The following is a 24,888-nucleotide window of genomic DNA, read 5'->3' as shown; positions in this document are numbered from 1 at the left end:
CGCCGGGGAGGTTACCCCGGCGTTTTTGAGCGGTTCGAAGGTCTCGAATAGGCGGGTTCGCCCTCTGCTGTCCCTGTCCTAGGCGCTAGGGATTGCTTTGGTGAGCCGGCTGCGGTTTTATGCGGAGCCCTCCCTAACCTTCGGTCGGCTAAAGGCTGCCGTTGTTCGTAAGCGTCATTCTGGCGAGGTACCGGGCCTTCTGTCGATATAGGTCCGAGTTTGCTCGGCTTTTCTGCCGAAACTTTCGATGTTCTCCTGTTTTGTGCTAGTATGGAAGAGATAGGGACGAACCATCTGAAGGAGGGACTCGGTATGTTGAAGATAGGCATGGCCAGCTTTTGGCATGTTCACGCAAAAGATTATGCCGCTCAAGTCGAGAAACACCCTGACACGCAGATTGCAGCCATTTGGGACGAGAATCCCGAACGGGGCCGGGCGGAAGCCGAGGCCCGAGGCGTTCCGTTCTACGACAGTTACGACGAGATGCTCGCACAGGTCGACGCCATCGTGCTGGATGCGCCGACCACTATGCACCGCGAGCTGATGGTGGCGGCCGCCGAGGCCGGCAAGCACATCTTCACGGAGAAGGTCATTGCGGCCACGCTCAAGGAATGCAACGAAATTATCGAGGCGTGCCGCAAGAACGGGATTCGGCTCGTCACCTCTCTTCCCCGTCTGAACTTCGGCTATACGCTGGAGCTGCGCAAGCTTGTCGAGCAGAAGCTGCTCGGCAGCATTACGCTCGTTCGGGCGAGGCTCTCCCACGGCGGCGGCATTCCGAACGAAACCAGCCGTACCGGCTGGCTGCCCGAGCATTTTTACAACAAGGAAGAGACCGGCGGAGGCGCCATGATCGATCTCGGCTGCCATCCGATGTATCTCGTCCGTCTGCTTCTGGGGATGCCGGAGTGCGTCCAGTCCTCGTACGGCTGCATGACAGGCCGGCAGGTGGAGGACAACGCGGTGGCGATTCTGCGCTGCCCGAATGGAGCGATGGGCATCGTGGAAGCCGGCTTCGTCAACCACTTCTCGCCGTTCGCGCTGGAGGTGCACGGAACCGAAGGAAGCGCTCTCTACACCGGCCACGACGGCAAGCTGCTCGTCCGCAGCACGCTGATGGGCGACGAGTACAAGAACGGCTGGACCCAGCACCCTATTCCGGATGACGCGCCGACCGCCTTCGAGCAGTGGGTCGGGCACATCCAGAACGAGACGGCGGCCGTCGAGAATCTGCAGCTGGCGGTTGATCTGACGAAGCTGATGGAGGCGTCCAACCTGTCGGCGGCCGAGGGCCGCCCGGTTCTACTCAAGGAGCTGCAGGACTAGCATCGGACTCGTTTCGCCTTTTCTTAAATTTGACATACCGGGTTTGCAAGACGGCTGCGGCCGTCTTTTTTTATGACCGCATCGGCGGCAGGGGCTCTTTACAAACGAACGTATGTACGCTAAACTCTAGATGGTTGATTTTTCCATATTTTAACCAAGGGGGAATCTAGAATGGCGGATTGGACAGCAGGGACCGTGAATTGGGAGAAAAGGGATATTTCCGGCTCGAGCTTTCGGGAAGTGAACGCGAGGCAGCTTTCTTTCGACGACGTATGTTTGGCCGGAACATCGATCAGCAACGCCGACTTGCGGGAGCTCTCGCTAAACGACGTGAATATGACCGGAGCTAGAATAACCAACGGGAATCTAACCAATATTCGGATCGAAAACGTGCAATGCACCGGCGCGCAATTTCGGAATATAGACTGGCCCATTGAAGGTGTGGATGCTAACTACAATCCGGAAGAAACGTATCCTCCGGTTGTATTTGAAAATTGCATCTTAAGGAATACCCAGATGACCCAGTGCGATTTGTCTAATCTCGCCATAACCGACTGCAAGATCACCGGTCTCACGATCAATGGAATCAATATCGAAGAGCTGCTGAAGCAGGTGGAGACACGAGGATAACGGGCAGCCGCAGGCACAACAAAACCGCTCGGCTGGCAAGAGCCGAACGGCAGCAATGCGTAGGGACCGTCTCCTTCTAGAAAGATCAGAGCCTTCCTCGTTACAAGCCGGACCCGAGAGGGTTTGCCGGTGCAGAAGCCTCCGGAAGCGAAACGGTGAACGTCGTTCCCTCGCCGACGGCGCTCGATACGGTCACCTGTCCGCCGTGGTTCTCGATAATCCGGTAGCTGACCATGAGGCCGAGTCCGGTCCCCTTTTCCTTGGTTGTGTAGAAGGGCTGCCCCAGCTTCCCCAGCAGATCGGCCGGGATGCCGTCTCCCTGGTCCGCCACCTCCGTCCGGATGCAGCCGTCGGCGCGGTAGACCCGGACTTGCACCTCTCCGGGGCGTCCCATAGCCTCGATGGCGTTCTTGATCAGGTTCAGGAAGACCTGTTTGATCTGGTTGCCGTCGGCCTGGATCCAGGCCGCTTCCTCCGGAAACGAAGTCGACAGCTCCACGTGGTGCAGGATCGACTCCGAGGCCAAGAGCGGCACCACGTGGCCGAGAAGCTCCCTCACGTCGTGAAGTCCAGTCTTGGCCGGATTGGGCCTCGCCAGCAGCAGCAGCTCGCCGGTAATCGCCTCGATCCGCTCGATCTCGGATTTGAGAATGGCGTAGTAATCCTCCCGGCCCGCATGGCGCTGGGTCAGCTGGACAAACCCTTTGATCGCTGTCAGCGGATTGCGGATCTCGTGGGCGATGCCCGCGGCGAGCTGTCCGACCATGCTCAGCTTGTCGGACATCCGGATCCATTCCTCCGTCGCGCGCCGCTCCGTGATGTCGCGGACCAAGATATGCAGCACTTGTTCGCCATGCAGCATGGCGGGGATCCCCACTATCTCGGCTTCGAATTCCTTGCCTTCGAGCGTGAGGAGCTTGAGCACGCACCCCTGGGTGACATCTCTTCGGTCACGCTTCTGCAGCGACTCGAGTACCTGCTCCCGGTTTTCTTCGGGCAAGAACCTGTCGACTGCCAGTCCCTTCAGCTGCTCGGAGGAGGGGGCACCCAGCAGCCGGGCCCCCGCCTCATTCGCCTGAACGATGGAGCGCTCCCGAAGAATAAACAGCGGATCGGGTGTATTTTCGACAAGCCTGCTGAGTGCCTCCTCGCTCTCCTTTGCTTCCCTCCACAGCCGCTTCTGTTCGGAGATATCCCGTCCGATCGCGGCGATGCTGACGACGGCGCCGCTGGAGTCCCGGATGGGGGATTTGGTAATGTCGAGCTCGACCAGAGAACCGTTCTTATGCCGCTTCTGCGTTTGGGTCCGTACCACAGAGTTCCCTTCTGCGACTTCGCGCATGTGACGGAGCGCCTGATCCAGCATCTCGGGAGGGGTCGTCGGGAGCTGCTTGCCTGCCACCTCCTCGGCCGACCAGCCGAATATCCGGGTGAATGCGGCGTTCACCCGCTGGATGCGGAAGTCCATGTCGAAGAGAATGACCGCATCCGAGGTGTTGGTGATGAAGGAATCGAGCCGCTCCTTCGTCTCGATCAGCTCCTGCTCCGACAGCTTGCTTTCCGTAATGTCCTGGAAATAAGCCAAGCAAGTCGTTCGGCTATCCGAGTCCTTAAGCAGGGATGCGCTGACCTGCACCCACAGCAGGCCGCCGCACGGCTTCAAGAAGCGCTTCACGAGCTGCGCCTCACCCCGTATTCCGCTCATCAGGAGGGAATGGGCCGCCCGGCAGCCGGCCACGTCCTCAGGGTGGGTAATCGACAGAAAATTGCTCGTCAGCAGCTCCGCCTCCGGCCGGCCCAGCATTCGGCACAAAGCCGCATTCGCTTTTAGCCAGTTGCCCTTCTCGTCGATTAGCGCGGCTCCGATCGGTGCCTGTTCGAACGTCTTTCGATAGAAGCTGTCGTCCGTTACGTAGGGTTCGGTCATATGGGATCTCTCCTGAATGTGATTGAGGGTCTAGGCTTCCCCGCCGAGCGGCTGGGCAAGAGGCGTTCCGGCGGAGGGCAGACGAGTCCTGTCGCTGTCGGCCTCGGCCGTGGCGGAGCGGTCCAGCGTGCTATACAGCTCGCGGTAAGCTTCCTCCGCCCACGGATGGAGTACCTTCAGCGACAGCCGATTGTTCCACAGATGCTCCAGGTAGACAAGCGATGCGTGCTCGACCGAGCGGGCAAGCGCTTGCTTCAGGCGGTCCAGATAGGGAGGCGTTCCGGGCTGGTCCCATTCGATTTTGTCCGCGACGAAGAGAATGTGATCGAACTGCGAGGCCCCTGGCTTCAGCGTCGTATGGCAGCCGATGGCACTCAGCACCGCCTCGTCGGTAATGCCGAACAGGGCTTGGGCGATCACCCGGGACAACTTCTGATGCAGAATGGGCGGAAACGTCACTTCCGCAGGCAGAATGTCCACTCCTAACGCCTGAGAGGACTGAAGCCGGCCCGCATTGGGAATGCAGGCGCTAATATCGTGAAGCAGGCCGGCCGCTTCTGCACCGGCAGGGTCCTGTCCAGAGGCCTCGGCCAGCCGCTTGGCCTCCGCCGCTACGCGAAGCGAATGGGTAAGCGTATGAGGGCAATGATGGACGGTTAGGAATGCGCTTACATCCTCTCTCAAGTTACCGCTGAATGGCACGCCTTCGGCCAGGTCGAGCAGCAGCTTATGCATACGATTGTCCTCCTCTTGGATCGGAACCGGATAGTGGTTCTATTGTACCCGCAATCCTGGTTTCGCGATACCACTTGCTGGAAGCAAGTTGCTTAGGCAGATGGGGATTATTACAATAGAGGAAAGAAATGGCGGAGGGGGATGGCGGATGAAGACTTGGACAAAAGCGATATGCGGTTTGGCAGCCTGCTCCGTGCTGGCGCTCGGTCTCGATACGACAGGGCGGGCGCTTGCGGCGGAGAGTAGGATAGCAGCTGCAGGAGAGGTGCGCGTGTACGCGGAGCTCGTCCCGCTGAGGCAGCTGGCGGAAGCCATCGGCGCAGCCGTTGTATGGAACCAGGAGACTTACGGAGTGACGGTCACGCGAGGCAACGAATCGTTCCGCGTTGCGATTGGGGCAGCTGAGGCGCAAACGGGGAACAAGACGGTGGCGCTGCCCCGTGCGGCGGAACTGGTGGAGGAGACGACCATGGTTCCCCTGTCTCTTGTCCGGGACGCCCTCCATGCGGACGTCTCTTGGACAGCCGGAGGAGGTCTGATCATAGGCAAGGAGGACACGATATCGCTCGGCGGGTACGTCGTTCATCTGCTGCAGACAGGCCGTTACGAGGAAGCGGGAGCGCTCATGAGCGAGCCTCTGCGCAGGGCGTTACCGGTTCCGCTGCTGCAGCAGGTTTGGGGCCAGCTGACGCAGGCGTTCGGAGCGCCGGGCCAGCTGATGACGGCGGCGGAGGAGCGTAGTAGCGTTCACCGCAACGCTGTGCTGGTCTACAAGACGGACAAGCCGGTTCCGCTGGAGCTGACGATGCGCTTCCGCGGCGGCAAGCTCGACGATCTCTACCTGCCGGCCTCTGCGGCCGGAGGCTACCAGACGCCGGCTTATGACCGTCCGGAGGGCTACACGGAGAAGGAGATCATGGTCGGCAAAGGAGACTTCGCCCTCCCGGGTACGCTCACGCTGCCGAGAGGAGACGGTCCCTTCCCGGCGGTCGTGCTGGTACACGGCTCCGGTCCGAACGACCGCGACGAGTCGATCGGCGGCTACAAACCGTTCCGCGATTTGGCGGTAGGCCTCGCGGACAAGGGAATTGCCGTGCTGCGCTACGAGAAGCGGACGCGCGAGCATCCGTTCAAGTCTTCCTTGCTTCCGGATTTTTCGGTCCGGGAAGAAACGATAGACGACGCGCTGCTGGCCGTACAGGCCCTGCAGGAAGAAAAAGCCGTCCGCGCGGACCGGATCTTCGTGCTTGGGCACAGCCAGGGCGGCATGCTCGTCCCCCGGATTCTCGAGCAGGACACGCCGCATGCGATTGCCGGCTCAATTCTGCTAGCCGCTCCTTCCGGGCCGCTCGAGGATTTGCTGCTGTGGCAGCTGCAGCAGGCGGTGGAGCGGGCAAAGGCGGCCGGTCAGCCGGCGGTGGTCGTCGGGGCGCTCGAGGCGCAGGCTGCGCAGTGGAAAGCGATGCACGCGCTCTTGAAGGACCCGGGCAACAGCATATCCAATCTGCCTAAGGAATTCGCGGTCTCGAACCCTTACTGGTGGTTCGACTTCCGCAATTACGAGGGAGCGAAGCTGGCTGCCAGGCAGCGGGGGCCGATGCTGCTGCTGCAGGGCGAGAACGACAGCCAGGTGCCGGCGGAGGAGCTGAACAAGTGGAAGCAGGCTCTGGGCACACGCACCGACGTGACGTACCGCTCGTTCCCGAAGCTGAATCATTTCTTCGTTCCGGCAGAGCAGCCCTCGACCGGCGAGGAATACGCCAAGCCGGGCAATGTGCCGGGCACGGTCATCGACGCCATCGCGGGCTGGATCGCGGAGCGCCGGTAGCCGGTTGAGACACCGGGCGGCGGCCGGACAAGGGCCGTCCCGCCCAAGCTGGCTTGACGCAGGCGAGCAGCCTTCCTTTTTTGGAAGGCTGCTCTTTTAGTTGGCCAGCTGTCCGCGAGGCCGGCCGTCGCATGAGGCTAGCTGTCCACGAGGCCAGCCGTGCCGCAGCTAGTCGTCGCGCTTGGCCAGCGGTCGCATGAGGCTAGCCATCGCACGGGGCCAGCTGTCGCATGGGGCAAGCCGTCGCATGAGGCCAACCGCCGCATAGAGCCGGCCGTCCGTGAGACTGGCCGTCACGCGGGCTGTAATCCGGCGATCGTGTACGGCTGCTTCCGCGCGGCTATTTTTTGGTAGGCCGCCGCGGGGCGATGCGGATCGGAATCTCCTGCAGAAAGTCCGATTCGATCTCCTTTGGCATTCTCACCTGGAGAACCCCGCGTTTGTAAACGGCCCGCGCCGATTCAAACAGGACCGGGCAGGGGAGCTCGATCGACTGCGTGGTTCCGCTCGGCAGCCCCTCCAGCTTCAGCTGACGGGGCCCGCATAAGAGACGGAGGGAGCGGACGGAGAGCGAGTCCGGCACCGTAATGCGGACAATGACGTCGCTGTGGGTCTCGAACTGCTCGTGGGCAAGCCCTGTATCCCCCCCGCGCTTATTGAGCGTGTTATCCAGCATATTTTTCACATAGGACTCCACCCAGTTCTCGCCTTGCCGCATCTGCTGCTGGAAGCCCTGAGGGAGGAAGGGAAGCTGCCCGCCGAGCCATTGCTCCAGTGCTTTCCAATCGAAGAGATTCGGTTTGTCGGCCATGCGATCGGTCCTTTCTTTGTCCGGAGGACACCGTGCTTCAACGTTTTCTGCCAGTTTATGCGCAGTCGGACCGGGACGTGACGGACGCTCACCTGAGCTTCTTTTTTCGGCTGGTTGGGCGAACATCCCGGCCCGGTCGTTCATACATTGCCTTATAGAGGGAAGCCGGGAGCGTGGCTGTCAAGCCGCATTCCTGGCCCATTCCCGGCTCATAGGGAGGTATGCCATGCCCGCGATCGTCGGAAACGTCAAAATATTGAGTGTCGGTCCCAGCTCCATCATCCAGTTCGGAGATGCGGTCTTCCTGTCGCCGAGCAGCTCCTCCAAATCGTACGCGGGTGCGGGCTCGTTCAATACCGGGGATTTGCCGATGACCAACAACGCGGTCAGCGCGACGAATACCAATGACCGGGATCTCGTGGATAACAATGTGACGAGGGTGGTGCCGTAATGAACCTGACGGTTCACCAAACCATTACGATCCAGACGCTGCGGGTCGAGGCCGTGACGAACTCGTCGGTCCTTCAGATCGGCAGCGCAGGCTCCATCCGGTCCCTCTCCAACCAATACAATACGGGCGGCTATGGGCAGACCGCGGGTTCAGAGGCCGCGGAGGCCGCCACGCAGGCGGGGACGCTGGTGCCATTCCCGGCCGTAAGCCGGTAACGGGCAACGCGGCGTGCTGTCAGCCGCTAATGGACCATGCGGCATGCTGTCAGCCGCTACCGGGAGACGCAGAATCTGCCAGCCGGGTCCGCTCCTCTCGAACACCTCTGGCATGGGATATGTCCGCCTCCGCATAAGATGAACAAGGAGGAGGTGCCGGCATGTACTTGGATCCCTGGGTTCTGCGCTTGCTTCAGGATCTGTATGGAGCGCTTGCCATGCAGCGGGATCAGCTGGCGTCCCTGTCCGCCAGGCTGGAGGAGCTCCAAGCCAGCGTGGATGCCCTCGGCGACCGCAAGCAAACGGTTATCGAAAAGATCGAATATACATTCGACCAGCTCAAGGTAGAGACGCTGGAAGGAACGCTGAACATCGGCATTACGCCGGGAGGCGTAGGCGCCATCGAGGAATGGGCCGTTCAGCAGGCGCAGCAGGCCGGCGGCACCCAACCGGCTCCGGGCGGCGCCGGCCTGCCGGTGGGCCCGGCCGCTCCGGAAATAGTGGAGGCACCCGCCACGGTAGAAGGTGGTCCCGGTCCGGCTACAGTTCCTGGCGGCACGGTCACGGGGCATGCCGGGGCAGGTTTCGGGAGAAGCGACGGGGCCTCCGTTTCCGGTTCTGCGGCAGTCCCGGCCGGCTCAGGCATCGCTGGCGGGACGTCCGCTCAGGGGAGCGGCGGGACCGCAGGGACGCCGGGTATGGCCGGGGCCGTGGGCGGAACGGCGGGAGGTGGACCGCCCCCCGTACCGCCCGTTCCGCCGTCAACCTTTGCCGGCATGCCGGTGGGAGGGGCGCCTTTTTTGCCTAGACTGCTGGAGGACATTGACCGCCATGTGGTGGTGGAGGTGCCGTCCCAGATCCGGAAGCTGGAGGACCGGTATCAAGTTCCGCTTTCGGACGAGTTCCGGCAGGCTATGGTTGCGGACATCCGGCAGCAGGCCCGCCAGCGGACCATTGTCTATCACAAGGCCGCGGGCACAGGGGCGGAGCACGATCCGGCCCTGGAGAGAGAGATTGGGGAGAAGGTCAAGCGGGACATCCGGCTGGCGTTGGAGCAATATTTTGAACGGGCAGCCTTAGGAGGAGATTCGCAATGAGCGTAAATATGCATGTGGTAAACGAAGGGACTCAGGTTGGAATGATCAAGATTTACGGGGTGGGCGGCTCATCCGTGGCGATCGTAGGCGACGCCGAGGTGATCTCCCTGTCGTCGGCATTCGACACGCCGCCGGAATCGTGCCTCACCGGTCCTTTCCAGCTGCTGCCCCCGGAGCCTTGAGGACAGCATGCAGTGGAGAACGTCTCTCGCCGGATCGGTGAGTGTCAACGTTGTGCTATTCGGCTCCAGCCTGCATGTTGGGGATATCGGATATTTGACGCCGGAAGCCAAAATATATGCGGTGCAGCGCAAGGTTGAGTACTTTGAGGGCAGGGAGGGAGGGGTCGCCGGCGATCCGCTGTTCGAGATGCCGCTTGGCCATCTGCCCGAGACAGAGGAAGTGACGTTCCGCCGCGACAATCCAAACCCGCTGATTGAGGTGGGGACGGTCAGAGTGACCTCGCTGTCGGTCGGTGCCGTGCTGCAGGTCGGCTCCCTCCTGCAGCTGCACGCCGACAGCCGCACCAAGCATATTCGGCAGCTGCCAGCTCCGTCCGTCGCCGGCGAGGCCGGCGCGGCCGCTGCCGGAGGCGGCCGTGCGGCGGGCGAAAGCGGCCCAGCGGTGGGCGGGGGATGCAGGGCGTGCTCCAACCCGTGAGCACGCGGCGGCTCCTGCAGCGGCGCTCGGAGCGGCTCCTCCGTCTGCGGCGGGCTTGTCCCCGCTGGTGCGGAGGCGAAGCAGCTCCGCTCCCCGGCTCAAGCGCACCGCTCGCTGCTGCCGATCCAGCCGGCCGCGGAACCGCCCGCCACCCCGCTGTGCGGGCAGCCCGCAGCCGCCTCGCTCCGCTGCGCGCCCCGTCTCCGCACAGCGCCGTCGCTTCGCCCGCCGCCATAGCTGGCTGCCTCGCTCTCTCATGCGAAGGCTTAGAGAATCTTATTCTTGCGAAGATGCTTCAGCATGTCCATATAACTGTAATTCTCCTTGGTGTACAGGTTCGCGGCCTCGTCGACCCAAACGGGCATATCCTGCGTCCGTGCCAGCTTGCGCAGCTGCTTGGTCTGGCCCTCGAGCTTCTTGCGCTTGCCCTCCAGCTCCTTTCGAAGCGCGAGCATTCCTTTGCGCGCATCGAGCACTTCCTTGCGCGAGGGCCTGCTTCGTTTCGTCTCCCCGGTCCCGGTCGGCTTCTTCTCGGGCTTGGCGCTCATCGTTCCCACTCTCCCTCTCCTCGCGGCCGATCGGACCGCCGCTGTCATAGCGTATGCCCGGGGCACCCCGGCCGTTCCGCGCACGCCTGGCTATCCGCGGCTGCTCTCTCCATCTTGAACGAGCGGCATAAAAAAAGAGCCCCGCTCGCGGCAGCTCTCTAACTGGGCAGATCTTCTTTGTGTACCTTCGCCTTTCCCGGACGGGCTCAGGAATCCTCGTGCAGCTCTCCCGACAGGACGTCCATCTTCCGGATATGTGCCCGGGTCTTCTCCGTCCCAAGCTCGTAAATGAGCCGGTACACATTCTGCAGCCGCTCATCGTACAGCTCGTTCTTCTCGTCCTGCTCTTCCTCCTGCTCGAACTCCTCATACGGGGTAGAAGCACGCTCGACCAGCCGGTTCTCGGTATCCGTCGTCTTCTCGAACAGATCCTGGAGCCGGGCGAGGTCGCCGTCGTCGGCGAGAATCTCGAATTGGGTCGTGTTCGATGGCAGAGGATCGGGTACGATCTCGTTCGGGGCGATGCTCACGTAGTAGGTTTGTTTGGCCATGCTCGTCCCTCCTTGCGCAGTTTGTCCTTTGCGCATATCGTCTTTATCCCCTTTTACCCGCTTACGCGAAGGAGAAAACAGCGGCAAGGTTCGACAAAACCTCTGCCGGATTGTCCCCGCCCGTTAGACAACTTTTGCGAAGGCGAGGCATTATACTTGAATGCGGGTATAGATTCGGAAAGGATCGCATAGATCTGAAAGGATGCAACTGAAGATCCACCATGAAGGAGGAGCATTCCGAAAATGATGAGCAAACCGGGCATTTCCCGCGGCATGTTTGAAGCTATTGTGACACTAACCGTTCCTGCCCTGAGCAAGCAAGCGGCCATCCAGCAAGCGCAGTCCACCTTGAATCGTTGGAATCTCCACCTGCAGAGCCTGGTGCTGGCCGACGAGAAAGGAGCCGCGATGCTGGTCCCGGTAGCGGGCATTCGCTCGCTGGAATGGATACAGGTCCGCGAGACGGAATACAGCCACCGGTTTCACGTCAGCGGCCGGCTGCAGCTGGAACTGGCCGGACCCGCCGAGCCGGGCGACGCCTGGACGGTGTCGGCTTCCGCTGCGCGGCTGAAGCACACGGTCCTCCAGAGCGAGCCCGTTCTCCAGCTGCCTACGATCCGCGACATCCTGCTAGTCTCAGTCGAGGAGTATGCGCTCAGCTGGCCGGAATCGGCGGGGAAGCGGACGGACTTGAATGCCGAGCCGGTCGCCCACGCCATCTAGCCGTCTTCAAGACGCGTTCCCCGGGCCTTACGCGCTTCGGCACGGCGCCGCGCACGGAAGAGGCCCGTTATTCGGGCGGATGCCCCGCCGGACGGGTATAGGCGGCGAGCCGCTCCTCCACCTCGGCCTTCACGTATTCCCAGCGCAGGAACATCCGGTCCTGGTAGCCGCGGTATACATACAGATAGCGGATGCCGCTCTCGTCCTTGGCTTCGAGGTAGAGGGAGATCTTCTTCTCCTTGAGAGAGCGGCGGATCGCGGCGAGGTCGCGGTGCACCGCGTCGGCTGCCCGCTCCAGCCAGGCCAGATAGGCCTCCTTCATCTTGAGAGAGGACGATTCGACCGCCCGGCGGTCCCGTTCGAGCAGCGTCAGCAAAATGGGCAGCAGCACAAGCTCCTTGATTCTGGCTTGATCGGCTTCGCCCAGCGTGCCGGGAATTTGATAAGACTGCTTGGAATCCATAGGCAAACACCTGTTCCCCTGTTTCTCGGTTTTATTGTAGACCTGGACGGCCCTGTTCGGCAAGTGGAAATTGGATACAGCGTCAGGGCCTCCGCTCTGCGGCGTGCGCAGCACCCGCCCGGTTAGAAATGCCCAAAGGAGGAGACCGCTATGACAATCGACGACCGTCTCTTGGACAAGCTTGGCGATTTCTATTCCAGTCCCTATGTGGCCAAAAACCAGCCGTGGGTGCGGCAGCTGCCTTTTTCTGAGTGGGTGGAGATCTGGCTAAGGAGCGCCTTCCGGCAGGAAGAGGATCTCGACGCGTGGCTTGAGGACCAGCGTTCCGCCGCCGCACCGCCGGACGCGGATCCCGGAGACAGGTCCCCGCGGCTCCTGCCGGCAGGGGGCATCCAGGGGCTGCGCCACCGGAGCGCGTGAGTGCGGCAGGAGGCTGCCAAAGATTCAGGCTGGCCGTTCTTGGGTAAAAAGGATCTGTAGACGCACCATCACTTTGTTTGAAAAAGGGGAGTGCAGACTATGGATAGCAACGTATTCAAGGGCAAATGGAACCAGCTGAAGGGCGAAGCCAAAAAGCAGTGGGGCAAGCTGACAGATGACGACCTCGACGTAATCAGCGGCGAGAAGGACAAGCTGGTCGGCAAGCTCCAGGAACGCTATGGCCATACGAAGGACGACGCGGAGCGGGAGTACGATACCTGGACCAACCGCTTCAAGGATAGTGATATCGATACCAATACGCCGACCCGTTAGGGGAAACGGCAGGAACCGGCGCCTCTCGGGCGCCGGTTTTTTTTGTTGTCTGTCCGTCCGGCGGGATCTTGTATAACGGACAAACCGCGTTATAATTAGGATTATTTGCGGGGAAGGAAGTGGCACCATGGTCAAATGGGACGGGCACACGCATACGTCGTTCTGCAAGCACGGCAATCCGGCGGGTCTCGGGGAGTATCTGGAGCGCGCGGCAGCGCTTGGCTTTACGCGCTACAGCGTCACGGAGCATCCGCCGCTTCCCGAGCGGTGGGTCGACGATGAAGGGCTGATGGCCGAACTGGCGATGGGCATGGACGAGATGCCGGCTTACCTGGATGAGGTGGAGCGGCATAAGTGCGCGTACGAAGGAAGGCTCGAGGTGCTGGCCGGGCTCGAGCTGGATTACCTGCCCGGCGCGGAGGCGTTCACGTTCGGGCTGGTCGACCGGTTCGGAGAACGGCTGGACGATTATATCGTTTCGGTGCACTATTTGCCCGGCAAGCGCGGCATGCGGTGTATCGACTTCACGCCGGACGACTTTCGCGAGGGGCTCATCTCCTACTACGGCTCAATGGAGCGGGTGGTCGAAGAATACTACGACCATGTGGAGGAGGCGATCGGCATCGCGGCCCGGCTGCCGGGCGGGACGAAGCGAATCGGGCACGTCAACCTGATCGAGAAATTCCGGCTCGTTCTGCCGCCGATCGACATGGCCCAGATCGAGCGGAGGCTGGAGCGGCTAGTGCCCAGACTCGCGGCAGCGGGAGTCGGCCTGGACGTGAATATGGCGGGGCTGCGGGTACCGACATGCGGCCGTTCTTATGTGCCGGAATGGTTCCTGGGCCGCTGCATAGACGAGGGGATTGCGGTCGTCTACGGCTCGGACGCCCACAAGCCGGAGCATGTCGGCATGGGCTGGGAGGAGTACGCGCGTGCGGCCGCCCCGCAAGCTTAGGCCCCGATAAGGATGAATCGGCCGATCCGACAACAGGAAGGAAGTTGGACAGCAATGAAGGTAGATCTGCTGCTGCGGATAGGGGGCGCGCTGCTGGCCGGCGCACTGGCCGCCGGGATTGCAGGCTGCGAGGACAGCAAAGGGGCGGCGAGCACGGATTTTGTCCGCCCGTTCTCGATCGACTGGCTCACTTACCAATACGGGCCGGTGGCGGAGGACGCGCCGGTGAAGCGATGGCTCGAGGCGCGCTTCAACGTCCGGTTGAACGTCTGGAATCTGGATGTGACGAAGCGCGGGCAGATGCTGGGCGAGAAACTGTCCGAGGGCCGGATTCCGGATTTCATGACCGTCTATTCGGGCAGCGATCTGCAGAAGTTCGCCCGGCAGGGCGTCATTGCGGGGTTCACCCAGCAGGAGCTCGAAACGTATATGCCCCATTACAAGCGGCTTGTGGACTCCTGCGATCCGCGCCTCTGGGAGTATGTCCGCTACAAGGGCGAGTACATCGGCATTCCCGGCATCAACAGCGACGGCGTCTACAGCCTGGCGACCGCATGGCGCCAGGACTGGCTGGAGCGAGTCGGCATAACCAAGACGCCGGAGACGCTCGAGGAGTTCGAGGAGGCCGTATACCGGTTCCGGAACGGCGATCCGAACGGCAACGGGCTCCGGGATACGCACGGCATGAGCAAGGACGGCATGATCGACGTCTACGGCGCATACGGCGTTCATCCCGAGATGTGGACCGAGCGCGGCGGGGAACTGGTCTGGAGCGGCATTCTCCCGGAAACTCGGCGCGCGCTCGAGACGCTGGCGCGTTGGCGGCAGGACGGCGTGATCGACCCGGAATGGGCGGCCGGCGAGAACAATGGCGGCTATTGGGCCGTCTCGCATGCGTTCGTGAACGGCAGGATCGGCGTCACCACGCACGGCTCCTACTACCACTGGCTGCCGGCGAGCGGGGACGGCAGCTCGTCCGGCGGGGATAACACCAAGCTGCTCGCCGAGGCGACCGGAGGCCGGGGGCGGATCGCTCTCGGCCCGCCGCCGGTAGGGCCGGAGGGCAAATTCGGCAACAGCACGCCGGGACTCGTCGGCGGAAGCTATATGGCGTTCGGCCAGCAGGCGGAGCCCGAGAAGAGGCACCGGATCATGCAGATTTGGGATGCGCTTTACAGCGACTACTCCTTTTTCCTCAGGGCCAAATTCGGGGAGGAGGGCGTGCACTACGAGATCGGAGAGGACGGGTACTCGATCGTCATGAAGGAAGGCTTCCGCGACCCGGTGGAGCAGGCCCGCATCGGAGCGCATATCACGTTCACTCCGTTCGCGCAGCCGGAGTTTCTGAAGAAGCAGCAGAATCCGGAGCTGCTCGCCCTCAAAGCCAGGCTGTTCCAGTTTCCCGGTGCGGGCTACGAGAATGCGGTCAAGTCGCCGCTTCCGTCCGAAGGGCTGTACCAGGCAAGCCTTCTTGAGCTGCAGCGCGATATGTTCGCCGCCATCATCGACGGGAAGAAGCCGCTCACGGAATTCGACCGGTTCGTCGCCGAGTGGAAGCAGGGAGGCGGGGAGCAGCTCACCCGGGAAGCCAACGAATGGCGCCGCTCGCTTCGCTGACCGAGACCGGCCCGCTGGGAGCCCCCGATAGGCTTCCCGTGCGGGCCGGTCTCCGCGCATTTTCGGAGGAAATTTCCATAGTATTGGTTGAATCCGGAGGCTAGTTCTTATACACTAAGAGCTAGCAGTTAAGTAAAATGAAGACAGGAGAGGGAACTGGATGAACAAGCTGAAAATTGGCGTAATCGGAGCAGGCTCCATTTCGCAGGTACATCTGGATTCGTATGCGAAGAATCCGGAAGTCGAAATTTACGCCATTTGCGACCTGAACGAGGAGCGCGCCAAGGAGAAAGCGGCCAAGTACGGGGCGACCAAAGTTTACACCGACTATAACGAGCTGCTCGCAGACCCGGAGATCTTCTCTGTAAGCGTATGCACATGGAACAACAGCCACGCTCCCATCAGCATCGCGGCACTGGATGCGGGCAAGCATGTGCTTTGCGAGAAGCCGCTTTGCATGACCGTCGAGGAAGCTCTCCAAGTAGAGGAAGCCGTCAAACGCAGCGGCAAGCTGCTGCAGGTTGGCTTCGTGCGCCGTTATGCGGAGAACGCTCAGGTGCTCAAGAAGTTCATCGACCAAGGTGATCTCGGCGACGTCTACTTCGCCAAGGCGACCTGTCTGCGCCGACTCGGCAACCCGGGCGGCTGGTTCGCCGACAAGGAACGGTCGGGCGGCGGTCCGCTGATCGACATCGGCGTACACGTCATCGACCTCGCCTGGTACCTGATGGGCCGGCCGAAGGTTAAGTCGATTTCCGGCAATACATACAACAGCCTGGGCAACCGGGCGAACGTAGAAAACCTCGCGTTCTACCGTGCGTCCGACTACGATGCGTCCAAGAACACGGTCGAAGACGCAGCGAACGCATTGATCAAATTCGAGAACGGCGCCTCGATGCTCGTGGACGTCAGCTTCACGCTGCACGCAAAGAAAGACGAGCTCAGCGTCAAGCTTTACGGCACCAAGGGCGGAGCCGAGGTGGAGCCGGAGCTCACCATAATCGCCGAAAAGTACGACACGATTCTGAACATCGATCCTCAGATCAACAAGCGCACGTTCGAGTTCGCCGCCGGTTTCAGCAACGAGATCAATCACTTCCTCGATGCGGCCCGCGGTATGAAGGAGACGCTCAGTCCGGTGCAGGACGGCGTCGAGATGATGAAGATTCTGTGCGGCATCTACGAGTCGGCGGAGTCCGGCAAGGAAATCCGCTACTAATCTTTCGCGCGGCACGGCCGCATGCAGAGCAGTGCAATTGCCATCCTATTAGCGTTTTAACTCATCCGGAGAAGAGCGGAGCCGACGGCCCCGCTCTTTTTTTGTGTCCTGATCCTTCCAGATCGGAGGCAAAGGGAGGCGGAGACCCTGCCCTTCGGGGCTAAATTCGACTCCTTTGGATGTCCCTTTCCGGCAATCGGCTGCTTCCGCCGGAGCAACGTCCCGCAGTCATTTGCTTTTAGGAGGCATCTGTCTGCGTGAAACTGGTCATCGTAGCGTGCCCGTGCCCTCCAGCTTAACCTTGACTTCTATGTCGTAGTTCAGCTTCGGTGCGATCCGCACCCAGTCGTTCCATTCCGCGTGTCCCCGGTGTTGGGTGGCGCGATACCGCAGGCCGAAGCCGATCGGGTCGATCTTGTGCCTTTGAAGCTTCTTGAGCAGCGCGGCCACTCGCTCGCGGACGACCGTGGCCGCCTCCTCCTCCAGCTCCCCCCAGTTTTGCGTGAACGGCTTGGTCTTGGGCGCTTTGGACGATTCAGCGATCCCGGACAGATAAATGCGGGCCTTGAGCGTCGGAGGCTCGCTCTCCTCGATATTGTAGGAAGCCCGGAACTCGGTAATTGACAGCGAGAAGGTCGGTGTCTCGATATTGGTGTTCATGCCACTGCTGCCGCGGCGGGAGATGATCTGCTTAAGCACCTCCGTTTCGTGGGGGTTCAGAATGAGCTTGAGCCGCTCCTTGTCGAACAGCGCGACGCGGTCAATCTCCAGATGGTCGCCGGCCGGCCGGATGACCGGGAGGTAGGGATCGAGCCCCTGCTCCGTTGTCCGCCGGTACATCTGGTAAAGGTAGACGGTGAAGATATACGGAGAGGTTGTGCCGGTATCTCCGAAGCTGAGCATGAGGGCGTTGGCCGGGAAGCGCTCGCCGGCCACCTTCTGCCGCAGTACCGCCTCGGCGGTTGGAGAGCCTAGCGCGGTGAAGCCCACCATCTGCATGTCCCGCCGGCGGGTCAGCCAATCGAGCGGGACGATGATCGACTCGCGGGCGAGCTCTTCGCCGAACACATACACCTTCGCATGCCCGAAGTCGAGCTCCTTGTCGACCTTCGACTTCAGCAGGCGGGCCGCTTCGGGGATGGAGGAGGCGTCGACGCTGATCGTCTGGGAGGTTCGCTGGTTCGCCTGCAGCTGAGCGGTCGGCAGTCCGAGCTTAAAGCTGATGCGGAACGCCTTGCCCTCTTCCTTCGACTTGTCGAAGCCGATCGCGAGAACGAAAAATCGCTTGTCGATGTCCCGGAAGGCGCAGCCGGAAAGGGGGACGAGAAGGCTGCACAGCACCAGCAGGACGAGGCAACGCCGCACCGCCCTCATGCCGGCTTCCTCCTGCGCAGCAGCAGCAGGGCGAGGAACGCGACGGTCGCAATCTCACTGAAAAGCCGAAACGACAGCCAGCCGGTCGTCCAGGTCAGCATGGATTTTTCGTCCAGAAGGTTAAAAAACAGCAGCGTCGCAATCGAGAGGAGCAGGCAGACGGACAGCGCGAAGAGCTGCTCCCGGACATTGGTCCTGAGCAGACGGGCCGGCATGCAGGTCTTCAGCATTTCAATGCCGACATGCCAAATCATCATGCCGAAATTGAGCATGCTCAGCAGCATGCAGAGCATGTAGAGATAGAGGACCCGCTCGATGAAGCCGTAGTCCAGCCGCATCGAGTCCGCCGTAGAAGCACTTATGTAAGGAAAATCGGCTACGCCGTAGGTGCCGAAGAAGCCGACCGGCACGAGGACGATGGTGAACAGCACGCCCGTCCCCATTACCACGCTGGCGAGGAGCGACCGCCAGCCGATCGGGTGACGGAAGACCTTGTGGAAGACCGCAAGGTTAACGTACCCGCTGAACACGTACGTCGAGGCTGCGAGTCCCATCCACGTAGGCGGCTGCACGACGTAATCCGTCAGCACGTAGATGGAGTCCCAGCTTATCCTCTCGTTGGCCCACGCCTTTAGGACGAGAAAGGTCATGAGCGGGACGCAGAGCAGACTGACGATCTCGAGGATGGCCAGTACCGTCTTGGTCGAACGGGAGGCCGCCCAGGCAATCGCCGCCAGATGCAGGAGGAGGAGCATGGTGAACGAAATGTCGGGAACGGTGTAACGCCGCAGCACGAGCGTTAATTCCCCGATCGCTCCGCAGGAGGCTGCGAACCACATCAATGCCTGGTAAACCGTGAACGGGAGGAAGACCCAACGGGGCAGAAGAGTCCGCAGATAGGACGCCAGGTCCATCCGCGGCACGCGCCGCATGACGAGAAGGAACGTTCCGGCCAGACAGAAGCTGATCGGGATGCCGAGAATCATGCTCATCAGGGCGCCGTCGAAGCGCTGCTCGATCAGCACGTTGGGGATATAGAGAATGAAGCATGTCAGCAGATTGCACATAATGCAGTAAAGATAGTAACGGTTCATCGAATCTCCTCCTTCCGTCAGGATTTGCCCGGACGCGGGCGGCCGAGCCTGCTGAAGCGAAGCTTGAGGTAAGGCTTGCCGAAGCTGCGCAGATCGGCCAGATAGACGATGAAGCCGAACAGCCCGACAATGAGGCCGATCAGGCCAAAGAAGGAGGCTAGCAGGATGAGCGGGTATTTAACCAGCCTCAGCGAGAAGCTCATCGCATTGATCGGAATGACGAAGTTGGCGATCGCGAGCGTGGAGATGACGATGATCATGATGCTGCTGACCAGACCCGCCTGCTGGGCGGCCTGTCCCAGAATGAGGCCGCCTACCGTCGTGGCGGTGGAGGCGATCGTCTTGGGCAGCCGGATGCTCGCCTCGATCAGCGACTCAAGCAGGAACAGCATGACGGCCACCTCGACGAACGAAGGATAAGGAACCGCCTCCCGGCTCCCGGCGATCGACAGCGTGAGCTGCACTCGGAAAAATTCAGGGTTGTAGGAGACGATCGCCACATAGGCGGCGGGCAGCATGATTGTCACGATGATGCCGATATACCGCAGTGTCAGCAGCGCGAGGGAGACCCAGTACGACTGATAGAGATCGTCCATCGAGGCGACGAAGTCGAAGAGAACGGCCGGGGCGATGAGACAGAACGACGTTCCCTGAACGAGCAGGACCACCTTTCCCTCCCCCAGACTCTGCACCGCCCGATCGATCCGCTGCGAGATGTTTAATGTCGGGAATAGAGAAAATTTGCGCGACGTGATCAGCCGCTCCAGCTGCGCAGAGGCCAGCAGCACGTCGATCTGGATCTGGTCGAGCCGCTCCTCCAGCAGGCGGACAACCTCCTTGTCGACCACCTGATTGTCGTACACCATGGCTACCTTGGTCTTTGAGACGGAACCGATCTGGCGCATATCATAGTGCAGCGAGGCGACTGGATAGGACTGGCGAAGAGCGTTCATGTTCACCGAAATGTCCTCCGAAAACGCCTTCTCCGAGCCGTAGACCGTCGATTCCGACGTCACGGTACCGAGCTGGGTCGTGAGCTTCTTCAGGCCGCTGCAGGCGTAGATCACTCCGTCCTTCATCATGACGAGAACGTACCCGCTCAGTAGAAGGCCGGTCGATTCGTCCCAGGTGGCGGGCAGGCTGCTGCCGGGCAGGGAAGCGAGGTAGCTGTCGTATTGAGCTCCCGCCTCAAAGAAGGGTCTCACAAGGTCCGACTGCAGCTTGGCTTCGTCCGTCATGCTCGACAGATAGAGCAGCTCCGCAAGGCGATCGTCCAGCTTGAGCGTCAGCGTCTGCAGGTCGGGCGGGTCGTTCAATTGGCTTTTCATATAGGCAATGAGGGGCTCATATGCGGTGTCGGCCATGTCGGTACCCTCCTTTGGTTCCTGTCGGAAGCCGGACCGGAGCAGGTCCGGATGTCTGTTCATCATTCTTCCAAGCGGGCCAATTCTTATGCGTTTCGGTATCGACCCGGACGATTCGCCGGGCCGTGCGAAGCCCAGGAACGCTTGGCAAAAAACAGATGCGGCGGGACACGGCGGGGGATAGGCGGACACAAAAAAAAGCCCTGCGGCCCGGGTGCCGATTCAAGGTCGGCTGCCCGTGTCTCAGGACTTCTTTTTTTTGGGTTTCTGGCGATTGTGCTGAAGGTATTCCTCGTAGCCGCGCTCCTTGGACTGCCAGACGGCCGTACCGACGAATCCGCCGATGATGGGGAAGACGACGAGTCGAATGGCGAAATACCAGCCGTTGACCGTATTCTGGGTCAAATATTCTACTAAGGTAAGGAGGAGGGCGACGGCTGTGCCGAAACCCAGGGCAAAATAGCGCTGGATAAAGGAAGTTCGTCCGATCCGGCGCCGGCGTTCCCAGCGGGCCGCCTGCTGTGCGTTCATGCTTACGCCTTCTTTCTGTTGGTCATCCGTTTCATTGTAGCGGCTCGGCGCCGATTCTGGCAACCAGACAGGCAGGTCTTTTCCGGCGTTTTTTCGGCAATGTCACCGAATTGTGGTAAAATGTGGAGCAATAGAAGGGCGCTGGGTCGGCCAGCGCTTCCGGAGGTGCATTCGTGGGCAAGTTTGTTTTGTTCTCGCTCTTGTGGTGGCTGCTCGGCAATCCGTTCCTCGCGATTGTCGTGCTGCTCGTAATTCTGTATGTGCTTGACCGGCGTTTTCTCGGCCTGTCGCCGAGCTTCCTGAAGCCGCTCAAGCGGACGAGGCGGCTCGCGAAGCTCCGTCAGGAGCTGCGGCTGCACCCGCACGATTCGCGGGGACGTCTGGAGGCCGCCCAGCTGCTGGCGGAGAAGAAGAAGTACCGCGAGGCGCTGGACTATTACGAGAGCGTGCTGCCCGTGATGGAGGATTCGGCCGAGGTTCGCTTCGGAATCGGTCTGTGCCGGCTGCGTCTCGGCGAACGCGAGGAAGGGGAGCGGGAGATGCGGGAGGCGCTGCGGCTCAATCCCCGCGTTCATTATGGGGAGCCTTATCTGAGGCTGGGCGAGGCATTGGCGGAGTCCGCTCCGGACCGGGCGCTCGCCTACCTCGAGGCGTTCCGGGAGGTCCACTCTTCCTCGTGCGAGGCGTATTACCGTCTTGGCCTGCTGTACAAACGGCTCGGCCGCGAGGAGGAGGCGCGCCGCGCGTTCGCCGAGACCGTCCAGCTGTACCGAAGTCTGCCCAAGTACAAGCGGCGGTCGGAGAGACGATGGGCGCTGCTCGCTTTTTGGAAGCGGTGAACGCGGCCCGGGCGGCCGGACGCCCGTTCTGGGCGCCCGGCTTGACGGAATTTCGGCGGTGGCGATACACTGAGTAGGTTGAACGATCCGCGGAAGCGGGGCGCTGCCAAGGAGGAGTACGGTCATGTCAATGGAATATCTGATGCAGGGCGTCCTGCTTATCTTAATCATCCCGCTTACGTTTGCGGCTTTGCTAGCATGGTCATCCTACAAAAAAAAGAAAAGAAGGTAAGGGCATGTATTACGTAAATCAAGAGCAAATCGGGAATCGTCTGACGTTCCTTCCGCAGGTCGGACAAGCGGCGAAGGAGCTTGCCTCCGGCTGGAAGAACGACATTCTGCACGCCTTCGCCCAGGAACGCGTGCTGTATCTGGGCATCGAGGCGGTCACGGATGTCGGGAGTTTTCTCATTGACGGCTTCATGATGCGGGATGCGAGCAGCTACGAGGATATCGTCGAGATCCTGATCGGGGAGCAGGTCTTCGACCCAGCAACCGGGGCCAAGCTTCTGGAGCTCGTCCGGCTGCGCCGGGCGATCGCCCAGGACTACACGAGCTGGGACCGCTCCGCCATGCATCCGCTCCTGCCCGAGCTTCCGGAGGTCTTTGAAGTATTCGCCCGCTCGGTAGAGGCGTTCGTCCGTAAGGAGCTCGGCGCGATCGGCCTCTAAACCGGACCGGACGGGGAACGGCGTCCGCCCCTCTGGCGGGCAGCTCACGCCTATCCGGCTAGGCCGCGGCGGATCTCCCGATAACCGGGCCGGCCGTCCCTGTGATTTACGGGACACCCCAAATGAGCTACAATGGGGGACAGGTGGTGAAACCCAATGAACGGTCAAGACAGGTCGACCCGACAAGCGCTGTTGACCATGCTGAAGACGAGAGGACCGATTGGCGTCGGGGAAATGGCCAGGGAACTCGGTTTGACCGAGATGGCTGTCCGGCGCCATTTGCATACAATGGAGAGAACGGGGATCGTCGCCTCCAGCAGCTCCCGGCAGGGAGTGGGGCGTCCCATGCTGCAGTATTCGCTCGTTTCGGAGACGGAGGAGCTGTTCCCCCGCAACTACCGGCAGCTGGCTCTGGATCTGCTGGAGGAGCTCGAGGCCCATGCCGGGGGGGAGGCGGTGGCGGCGCTGTTTGAGGGCCGCAAGCGCAAGCTGTTCCGGACGCATGCAGGCGAGCTGGCGGGCAAGCCGCTTGCCGAACGCGTCGAGCTGCTCGCCGGAATCCAGCAGGCGAACGGCTACATGGCAGAGTGGGAAGAGGACGGGGAAGACGGCTACTTCTTCCGGGAGCACAACTGTCCGATCGCCCAGGTGGCAAGCCGCTACAAAGCGGCCTGCCGCTGTGAGCAGCAGCTGTTCGCGGAGCTGCTCGAAGCCGATGTCGAGCGGACGGAATGCCTGACGGAGGAAGGGACGCGATGCGTCTACCGGATCCGTCCCCTGTCCGCTCTCGTACCGGATGCCGGACGGGAGGAGGCCGCGGGCCTCTCTCCCGAAGCCGAGTAACTCTCTATAGCAAGAGCAAGAGAAGCGAATGCAAAAACCCTCCTGCCCAGGCGCACAGCCTGAGGGCCAGGAGGGTTTTGTTGGATGGAGCGAGAGACAGGGTCGGCTCCCGGATGCGGAATGCAGCCTGCTGCCGCGGAAACGGGCGGCGTTGGGCACGAGTTAGGGCTGTTCCCGGCGCAGCGGGACCGTCATGCCCTCTCGGGCGAACGCCGTCCCTTCCGGCAGCGGGTAGACGGTATCGAGGTCGATGCCATGCGACTGATGGGTGAACAGGAGCCGCCGGGGCTTCACTTCGGCTGCAAGCTCCAGCGCCTCCGTGACGTCGTAGACGGAACGGCTCGCCTGCGGAGCCTCCTCTTTGAAGAAGTTGGTGCCGAGCACGAGGAGGTCAAGGTCATGGAGCGGCCGCTTCTCTTCTTCGTTCAGGGAGATGGAGTCCGGGCAGTAGACCATGCGGTACCCCGCCTTCTCAAATCGGTAGGCGTAGGAGAAGCCGTTGCGGCCGTGGCACACCTTCCACGCGGCGATCTCCCAGCCCGCCCAGACGAGGCCTTCGTCCACAGGCTGGTAAGCCAGGTTGTTCTCCAGCCAGGGGAACATCCGGCGCAGCGTGTCCGCTACCTCTGCCGGGGCGTACACCGTTCCCTTGCGGTGCAGCCAGCGGCAGGCATCCGCGTATTCGGGCAGGCCGCCGATGTGGTCGTAATGGGCGTGGGTAATGAGAAGAGGCGGGGCCGATCGCTCGCCGAGCCGCTCCATCTGCCACCCCCAGGACGGCCCGCAGTCGACGAGGAGCCGCTCCCTGCCGCTCTCAAGCAGGACGGAGGAGCGAAGACGCCGGTTGCGTCCCGTCGTCCTCGCTTCCTCGCAGACCGTACAAGAGCAATAGACGCGAGGGACGCCCATCGAGTCGCCGGTGCCGAGGAAAGTGAGTGTATCCACGCGTTGCTACCTGGCCGCCTGGATCGCGCCAGTGAGGCGCGAGGCCTTGTCGCGGACCCAGTCGAAGTTGCCTGCTGCGATCTCCTTCAGATTGATCAGCGAGCCGCCGATGCCGACTGCGGAGCAGCCGGCACGCAGGAAATCGCCGACATTGTCCTCGTTCACGCCGCCGACGGCGACGAGCGGAATATGGTTAAGCGGTCCCATCAGCTCTTTGAGATACGGCAGGCCGAGGCCTGTGCTCGGGAAGACTTTGACCGCGGTTGCACCGGCTTTCCAGGCGGTCACAATCTCGGTCGGCGTCATCGCGCCGGGATATACCGGCAGCCCGGCCTCCACTCCCATGTGGATCACTTCGGGATCGGTATTCGGCGTGACGAGGAAGGAAGCTCCCGCGTCCAGTGCCCTGCGGGCATCCTCCGCGTCCAGCACCGTACCGGCACCGATGAACATCCGGTCTCCGTATTCCTTCTGCAGATCGGCAATCATGCCGGCCGCCCCTTCGGTATTGAGGGTGATCTCCATGACCGTAACGCCTCCCGCAAGCAGGGCATCCGCTATGCGGAACACGTCCTTGTGCTCCACTCCTCTCAGAATGGCGATGAGCCGGGTTTGTTCGATTTGCTGCAAGCCTTGTTCACGATTCATCTGGTTCGTCACTCCGTTTCGTTCCTGTCTGGTTACTCTGTCATTATACCCCGCGGCGGTAGGGGCGTCC

The 24,888-nt window shown here is 61.6% G+C and carries 29 protein-coding genes; 17 read left to right on the top strand and 12 right to left on the bottom strand.

All coding sequences use genetic code 11. The features are described from left to right. Positions 1 to 312 precede the first annotated feature (312 nt). Complete coding sequence (locus KJS47_RS06870; protein WP_213523911.1) at positions 313 to 1,326, top strand: Gfo/Idh/MocA family protein; 1,014 nt, start codon at positions 313 to 315, stop codon at positions 1,324 to 1,326. Positions 1,327 to 1,497: 171 nt separating this feature from the next. Then, positions 1,498 to 1,956: a pentapeptide repeat-containing protein gene (locus KJS47_RS06865; protein ID WP_213523909.1), complete on the top strand. Its 459-nt coding sequence runs from the start codon at positions 1,498 to 1,500 to the stop codon at positions 1,954 to 1,956. A 100-nt stretch (positions 1,957 to 2,056) separates the two neighbouring features. Here the strand turns inward: KJS47_RS06865 and KJS47_RS06860 are convergent, their stop codons facing one another. After that, positions 2,057 to 3,883, bottom strand: a complete 1,827-nt coding sequence (locus KJS47_RS06860; RefSeq protein ID WP_213523907.1) for a PAS domain-containing sensor histidine kinase — start codon at positions 3,881 to 3,883, stop codon at positions 2,057 to 2,059. Positions 3,884 to 3,913: 30 nt separating this feature from the next. Then, entirely contained in the window at positions 3,914 to 4,618 is a 705-nt protein-coding gene (yqeK, locus tag KJS47_RS06855; RefSeq protein WP_213523905.1) for a bis(5'-nucleosyl)-tetraphosphatase (symmetrical) YqeK, read from the bottom strand. Between the two features lie 148 nt (positions 4,619 to 4,766). Between yqeK and KJS47_RS06850 the strand changes: the two genes are divergently transcribed. Further along, positions 4,767 to 6,446 carry an alpha/beta fold hydrolase gene (locus tag KJS47_RS06850; protein WP_213523903.1) on the top strand — a complete coding sequence of 560 codons (1,680 nt, stop codon included), beginning with the start codon at positions 4,767 to 4,769 and terminating at the stop codon, positions 6,444 to 6,446. 340 nt (positions 6,447 to 6,786) lie between these two features. On the opposite strand, the gene KJS47_RS06845 is transcribed toward KJS47_RS06850, so the two are convergent. Beyond that, entirely contained in the window at positions 6,787 to 7,257 is a 471-nt protein-coding gene (locus KJS47_RS06845; protein WP_213523901.1) for an Hsp20/alpha crystallin family protein, read from the bottom strand. A gap of 226 nt (positions 7,258 to 7,483) precedes the next feature. Here KJS47_RS06845 and KJS47_RS06840 point away from each other — a divergent pair, with 226 nt between their 5' ends. The 5 genes from KJS47_RS06840 (at position 7,484) to KJS47_RS06820 (ending at position 9,680) form a co-directional block, all read left to right on the top strand. Continuing rightward, positions 7,484 to 7,708, top strand: a complete 225-nt coding sequence (locus tag KJS47_RS06840) for a spore germination protein (RefSeq protein ID WP_213523899.1) — start codon at positions 7,484 to 7,486, stop codon at positions 7,706 to 7,708. After that, a complete protein-coding gene (locus tag KJS47_RS06835) occupies positions 7,708 to 7,923 on the top strand; it encodes a spore germination protein GerPB (RefSeq protein WP_213523897.1) in 216 nt (71 codons plus the stop codon). Before KJS47_RS06840 ends, KJS47_RS06835 begins: the two co-directional genes overlap by 1 nt. A gap of 161 nt (positions 7,924 to 8,084) precedes the next feature. After that, positions 8,085 to 9,020, top strand: coding sequence for a spore germination protein GerPC (gerPC, locus tag KJS47_RS06830; RefSeq protein WP_213523895.1), 936 nt, complete (start codon positions 8,085 to 8,087; stop codon positions 9,018 to 9,020). Beyond that, positions 9,017 to 9,202: a spore gernimation protein GerPD gene (locus KJS47_RS06825; RefSeq protein WP_213523893.1), complete on the top strand. Its 186-nt coding sequence runs from the start codon at positions 9,017 to 9,019 to the stop codon at positions 9,200 to 9,202. Before gerPC ends, KJS47_RS06825 begins: the two co-directional genes overlap by 4 nt. Positions 9,203 to 9,209: 7 nt before the next feature. After that, on the top strand, positions 9,210 to 9,680 hold the full coding sequence (locus tag KJS47_RS06820) for a spore germination protein GerPE (RefSeq protein ID WP_213523892.1): 471 nt from the start codon (positions 9,210 to 9,212) through the stop codon (positions 9,678 to 9,680). 266 nt (positions 9,681 to 9,946) lie between these two features. On the opposite strand, the gene KJS47_RS06815 is transcribed toward KJS47_RS06820, so the two are convergent. Next, a complete protein-coding gene (locus tag KJS47_RS06815; RefSeq protein ID WP_213523891.1) occupies positions 9,947 to 10,237 on the bottom strand; it encodes a hypothetical protein in 291 nt (96 codons plus the stop codon). A 197-nt stretch (positions 10,238 to 10,434) separates the two neighbouring features. After that, the gene (locus tag KJS47_RS06810) at positions 10,435 to 10,779 is read right to left on the bottom strand and encodes a hypothetical protein (RefSeq protein ID WP_213523890.1); all 345 of its coding nucleotides are present in this window, start codon (positions 10,777 to 10,779) and stop codon (positions 10,435 to 10,437) included. A gap of 243 nt (positions 10,780 to 11,022) precedes the next feature. Between KJS47_RS06810 and KJS47_RS06805 the strand changes: the two genes are divergently transcribed. After that, positions 11,023 to 11,502 (top strand): hypothetical protein, encoded by a 480-nt coding sequence (locus KJS47_RS06805; protein WP_213523889.1) that lies wholly within the window; start codon positions 11,023 to 11,025, stop codon positions 11,500 to 11,502. A 67-nt stretch (positions 11,503 to 11,569) separates the two neighbouring features. Here the strand turns inward: KJS47_RS06805 and KJS47_RS06800 are convergent, their stop codons facing one another. Continuing rightward, positions 11,570 to 11,965, bottom strand: coding sequence for a YhjD family protein (locus KJS47_RS06800; RefSeq protein ID WP_213523888.1), 396 nt, complete (start codon positions 11,963 to 11,965; stop codon positions 11,570 to 11,572). Between the two features lie 150 nt (positions 11,966 to 12,115). Here KJS47_RS06800 and KJS47_RS06795 point away from each other — a divergent pair, with 150 nt between their 5' ends. The 5 genes from KJS47_RS06795 (at position 12,116) to KJS47_RS06775 (ending at position 16,509) form a co-directional block, all read left to right on the top strand. Beyond that, positions 12,116 to 12,385, top strand: coding sequence for a hypothetical protein (locus tag KJS47_RS06795; RefSeq protein ID WP_213523887.1), 270 nt, complete (start codon positions 12,116 to 12,118; stop codon positions 12,383 to 12,385). A 99-nt stretch (positions 12,386 to 12,484) separates the two neighbouring features. Further along, on the top strand, positions 12,485 to 12,718 hold the full coding sequence (locus KJS47_RS06790; protein WP_213523885.1) for a CsbD family protein: 234 nt from the start codon (positions 12,485 to 12,487) through the stop codon (positions 12,716 to 12,718). 127 nt (positions 12,719 to 12,845) lie between these two features. Beyond that, positions 12,846 to 13,673: a histidinol-phosphatase HisJ gene (gene hisJ / locus KJS47_RS06785; protein WP_213523883.1), complete on the top strand. Its 828-nt coding sequence runs from the start codon at positions 12,846 to 12,848 to the stop codon at positions 13,671 to 13,673. Between the two features lie 54 nt (positions 13,674 to 13,727). Further along, positions 13,728 to 15,290, top strand: coding sequence for a type 2 periplasmic-binding domain-containing protein (locus tag KJS47_RS06780; RefSeq protein ID WP_213523881.1), 1,563 nt, complete (start codon positions 13,728 to 13,730; stop codon positions 15,288 to 15,290). Between the two features lie 160 nt (positions 15,291 to 15,450). Continuing rightward, a complete protein-coding gene (locus KJS47_RS06775; RefSeq protein WP_213523879.1) occupies positions 15,451 to 16,509 on the top strand; it encodes a Gfo/Idh/MocA family protein in 1,059 nt (352 codons plus the stop codon). 267 nt (positions 16,510 to 16,776) lie between these two features. Here KJS47_RS06775 and KJS47_RS06770 read toward each other — a convergent pair whose 3' ends face one another. The 4 genes from KJS47_RS06770 to KJS47_RS06755 all read right to left on the bottom strand — a co-directional run bounded on the left by KJS47_RS06770 (position 16,777) and on the right by KJS47_RS06755 (position 20,872). Continuing rightward, positions 16,777 to 17,883, bottom strand: a complete 1,107-nt coding sequence (locus tag KJS47_RS06770; protein ID WP_213523877.1) for a Ger(x)C family spore germination protein — start codon at positions 17,881 to 17,883, stop codon at positions 16,777 to 16,779. Further along, positions 17,880 to 18,977, bottom strand: coding sequence for a hypothetical protein (locus KJS47_RS06765; protein WP_213523875.1), 1,098 nt, complete (start codon positions 18,975 to 18,977; stop codon positions 17,880 to 17,882). The genes KJS47_RS06770 and KJS47_RS06765 overlap by 4 nt, the downstream gene beginning before the upstream one ends. Before the next feature lie 17 nt (positions 18,978 to 18,994). After that, positions 18,995 to 20,341 (bottom strand): spore germination protein, encoded by a 1,347-nt coding sequence (locus tag KJS47_RS06760; protein WP_213523873.1) that lies wholly within the window; start codon positions 20,339 to 20,341, stop codon positions 18,995 to 18,997. A gap of 243 nt (positions 20,342 to 20,584) precedes the next feature. Then, positions 20,585 to 20,872: a hypothetical protein gene (locus KJS47_RS06755; RefSeq protein WP_213523871.1), complete on the bottom strand. Its 288-nt coding sequence runs from the start codon at positions 20,870 to 20,872 to the stop codon at positions 20,585 to 20,587. A 173-nt stretch (positions 20,873 to 21,045) separates the two neighbouring features. Between KJS47_RS06755 and KJS47_RS06750 the strand changes: the two genes are divergently transcribed. From KJS47_RS06750 to KJS47_RS06740, 3 genes are all read left to right on the top strand, one after another. Beyond that, a complete protein-coding gene (locus KJS47_RS06750) occupies positions 21,046 to 21,711 on the top strand; it encodes a tetratricopeptide repeat protein (protein WP_213523869.1) in 666 nt (221 codons plus the stop codon). 236 nt (positions 21,712 to 21,947) lie between these two features. Then, positions 21,948 to 22,382, top strand: a complete 435-nt coding sequence (locus KJS47_RS06745) for a DUF86 domain-containing protein (RefSeq protein ID WP_213523867.1) — start codon at positions 21,948 to 21,950, stop codon at positions 22,380 to 22,382. A gap of 156 nt (positions 22,383 to 22,538) precedes the next feature. Continuing rightward, entirely contained in the window at positions 22,539 to 23,225 is a 687-nt protein-coding gene (locus KJS47_RS06740; RefSeq protein ID WP_213523865.1) for a helix-turn-helix transcriptional regulator, read from the top strand. A gap of 162 nt (positions 23,226 to 23,387) precedes the next feature. Here KJS47_RS06740 and KJS47_RS06735 read toward each other — a convergent pair whose 3' ends face one another. Beyond that, a complete protein-coding gene (locus KJS47_RS06735; protein ID WP_213523863.1) occupies positions 23,388 to 24,170 on the bottom strand; it encodes an MBL fold metallo-hydrolase in 783 nt (260 codons plus the stop codon). Between the two features lie 6 nt (positions 24,171 to 24,176). Then, on the bottom strand, positions 24,177 to 24,818 hold the full coding sequence (locus KJS47_RS06730; protein WP_213523862.1) for a bifunctional 4-hydroxy-2-oxoglutarate aldolase/2-dehydro-3-deoxy-phosphogluconate aldolase: 642 nt from the start codon (positions 24,816 to 24,818) through the stop codon (positions 24,177 to 24,179). Positions 24,819 to 24,888 lie beyond the last annotated feature (70 nt).

The sequence above is a fragment of the Paenibacillus sp. J31TS4 genome, from assembly GCF_018403265.1.
In the GTDB taxonomy this organism is placed as follows: Bacteria; Bacillota; Bacilli; order Paenibacillales; family NBRC-103111; genus J31TS4.
This window is presented reverse-complemented; position numbering and strand designations above follow the sequence as displayed.

Excerpts from the sequence above, each read along its gene's own strand:
- KJS47_RS06775 (WP_213523879.1), top strand. The coding sequence starts at position 15,451 with ATGAACAAGCTGAAAATTGGCGTAATCGGAGCAGGCTCCATTTCGCAG.
- KJS47_RS06780 (WP_213523881.1), top strand. The coding sequence starts at position 13,728 with ATGAAGGTAGATCTGCTGCTGCGGATAGGGGGCGCGCTGCTGGCCGGC.
- KJS47_RS06755 (WP_213523871.1), bottom strand. The coding sequence starts at position 20,872 with ATGAACGCACAGCAGGCGGCCCGCTGGGAACGCCGGCGCCGGATCGGA.
- gerPC (WP_213523895.1), top strand. The coding sequence starts at position 8,085 with ATGTACTTGGATCCCTGGGTTCTGCGCTTGCTTCAGGATCTGTATGGA.
- KJS47_RS06835 (WP_213523897.1), top strand. The coding sequence starts at position 7,708 with ATGAACCTGACGGTTCACCAAACCATTACGATCCAGACGCTGCGGGTC.
- KJS47_RS06805 (WP_213523889.1), top strand. The coding sequence starts at position 11,023 with ATGATGAGCAAACCGGGCATTTCCCGCGGCATGTTTGAAGCTATTGTG.
- KJS47_RS06765 (WP_213523875.1), bottom strand. The coding sequence starts at position 18,977 with ATGAACCGTTACTATCTTTACTGCATTATGTGCAATCTGCTGACATGC.
- KJS47_RS06730 (WP_213523862.1), bottom strand. The coding sequence starts at position 24,818 with ATGAATCGTGAACAAGGCTTGCAGCAAATCGAACAAACCCGGCTCATC.
- KJS47_RS06845 (WP_213523901.1), bottom strand. The coding sequence starts at position 7,257 with ATGGCCGACAAACCGAATCTCTTCGATTGGAAAGCACTGGAGCAATGG.
- KJS47_RS06850 (WP_213523903.1), top strand. The coding sequence starts at position 4,767 with ATGAAGACTTGGACAAAAGCGATATGCGGTTTGGCAGCCTGCTCCGTG.
- KJS47_RS06860 (WP_213523907.1), bottom strand. The coding sequence starts at position 3,883 with ATGACCGAACCCTACGTAACGGACGACAGCTTCTATCGAAAGACGTTC.
- KJS47_RS06745 (WP_213523867.1), top strand. The coding sequence starts at position 21,948 with ATGTATTACGTAAATCAAGAGCAAATCGGGAATCGTCTGACGTTCCTT.
- KJS47_RS06870 (WP_213523911.1), top strand. The coding sequence starts at position 313 with ATGTTGAAGATAGGCATGGCCAGCTTTTGGCATGTTCACGCAAAAGAT.
- KJS47_RS06800 (WP_213523888.1), bottom strand. The coding sequence starts at position 11,965 with ATGGATTCCAAGCAGTCTTATCAAATTCCCGGCACGCTGGGCGAAGCC.
- KJS47_RS06810 (WP_213523890.1), bottom strand. The coding sequence starts at position 10,779 with ATGGCCAAACAAACCTACTACGTGAGCATCGCCCCGAACGAGATCGTA.
- KJS47_RS06820 (WP_213523892.1), top strand. The coding sequence starts at position 9,210 with ATGCAGTGGAGAACGTCTCTCGCCGGATCGGTGAGTGTCAACGTTGTG.
- KJS47_RS06825 (WP_213523893.1), top strand. The coding sequence starts at position 9,017 with ATGAGCGTAAATATGCATGTGGTAAACGAAGGGACTCAGGTTGGAATG.
- KJS47_RS06865 (WP_213523909.1), top strand. The coding sequence starts at position 1,498 with ATGGCGGATTGGACAGCAGGGACCGTGAATTGGGAGAAAAGGGATATT.
- yqeK (WP_213523905.1), bottom strand. The coding sequence starts at position 4,618 with ATGCATAAGCTGCTGCTCGACCTGGCCGAAGGCGTGCCATTCAGCGGT.
- KJS47_RS06740 (WP_213523865.1), top strand. The coding sequence starts at position 22,539 with ATGAACGGTCAAGACAGGTCGACCCGACAAGCGCTGTTGACCATGCTG.
- KJS47_RS06795 (WP_213523887.1), top strand. The coding sequence starts at position 12,116 with ATGACAATCGACGACCGTCTCTTGGACAAGCTTGGCGATTTCTATTCC.
- KJS47_RS06760 (WP_213523873.1), bottom strand. The coding sequence starts at position 20,341 with ATGGCCGACACCGCATATGAGCCCCTCATTGCCTATATGAAAAGCCAA.
- KJS47_RS06840 (WP_213523899.1), top strand. The coding sequence starts at position 7,484 with ATGCCCGCGATCGTCGGAAACGTCAAAATATTGAGTGTCGGTCCCAGC.
- hisJ (WP_213523883.1), top strand. The coding sequence starts at position 12,846 with ATGGTCAAATGGGACGGGCACACGCATACGTCGTTCTGCAAGCACGGC.
- KJS47_RS06790 (WP_213523885.1), top strand. The coding sequence starts at position 12,485 with ATGGATAGCAACGTATTCAAGGGCAAATGGAACCAGCTGAAGGGCGAA.
- KJS47_RS06770 (WP_213523877.1), bottom strand. The coding sequence starts at position 17,883 with ATGAGGGCGGTGCGGCGTTGCCTCGTCCTGCTGGTGCTGTGCAGCCTT.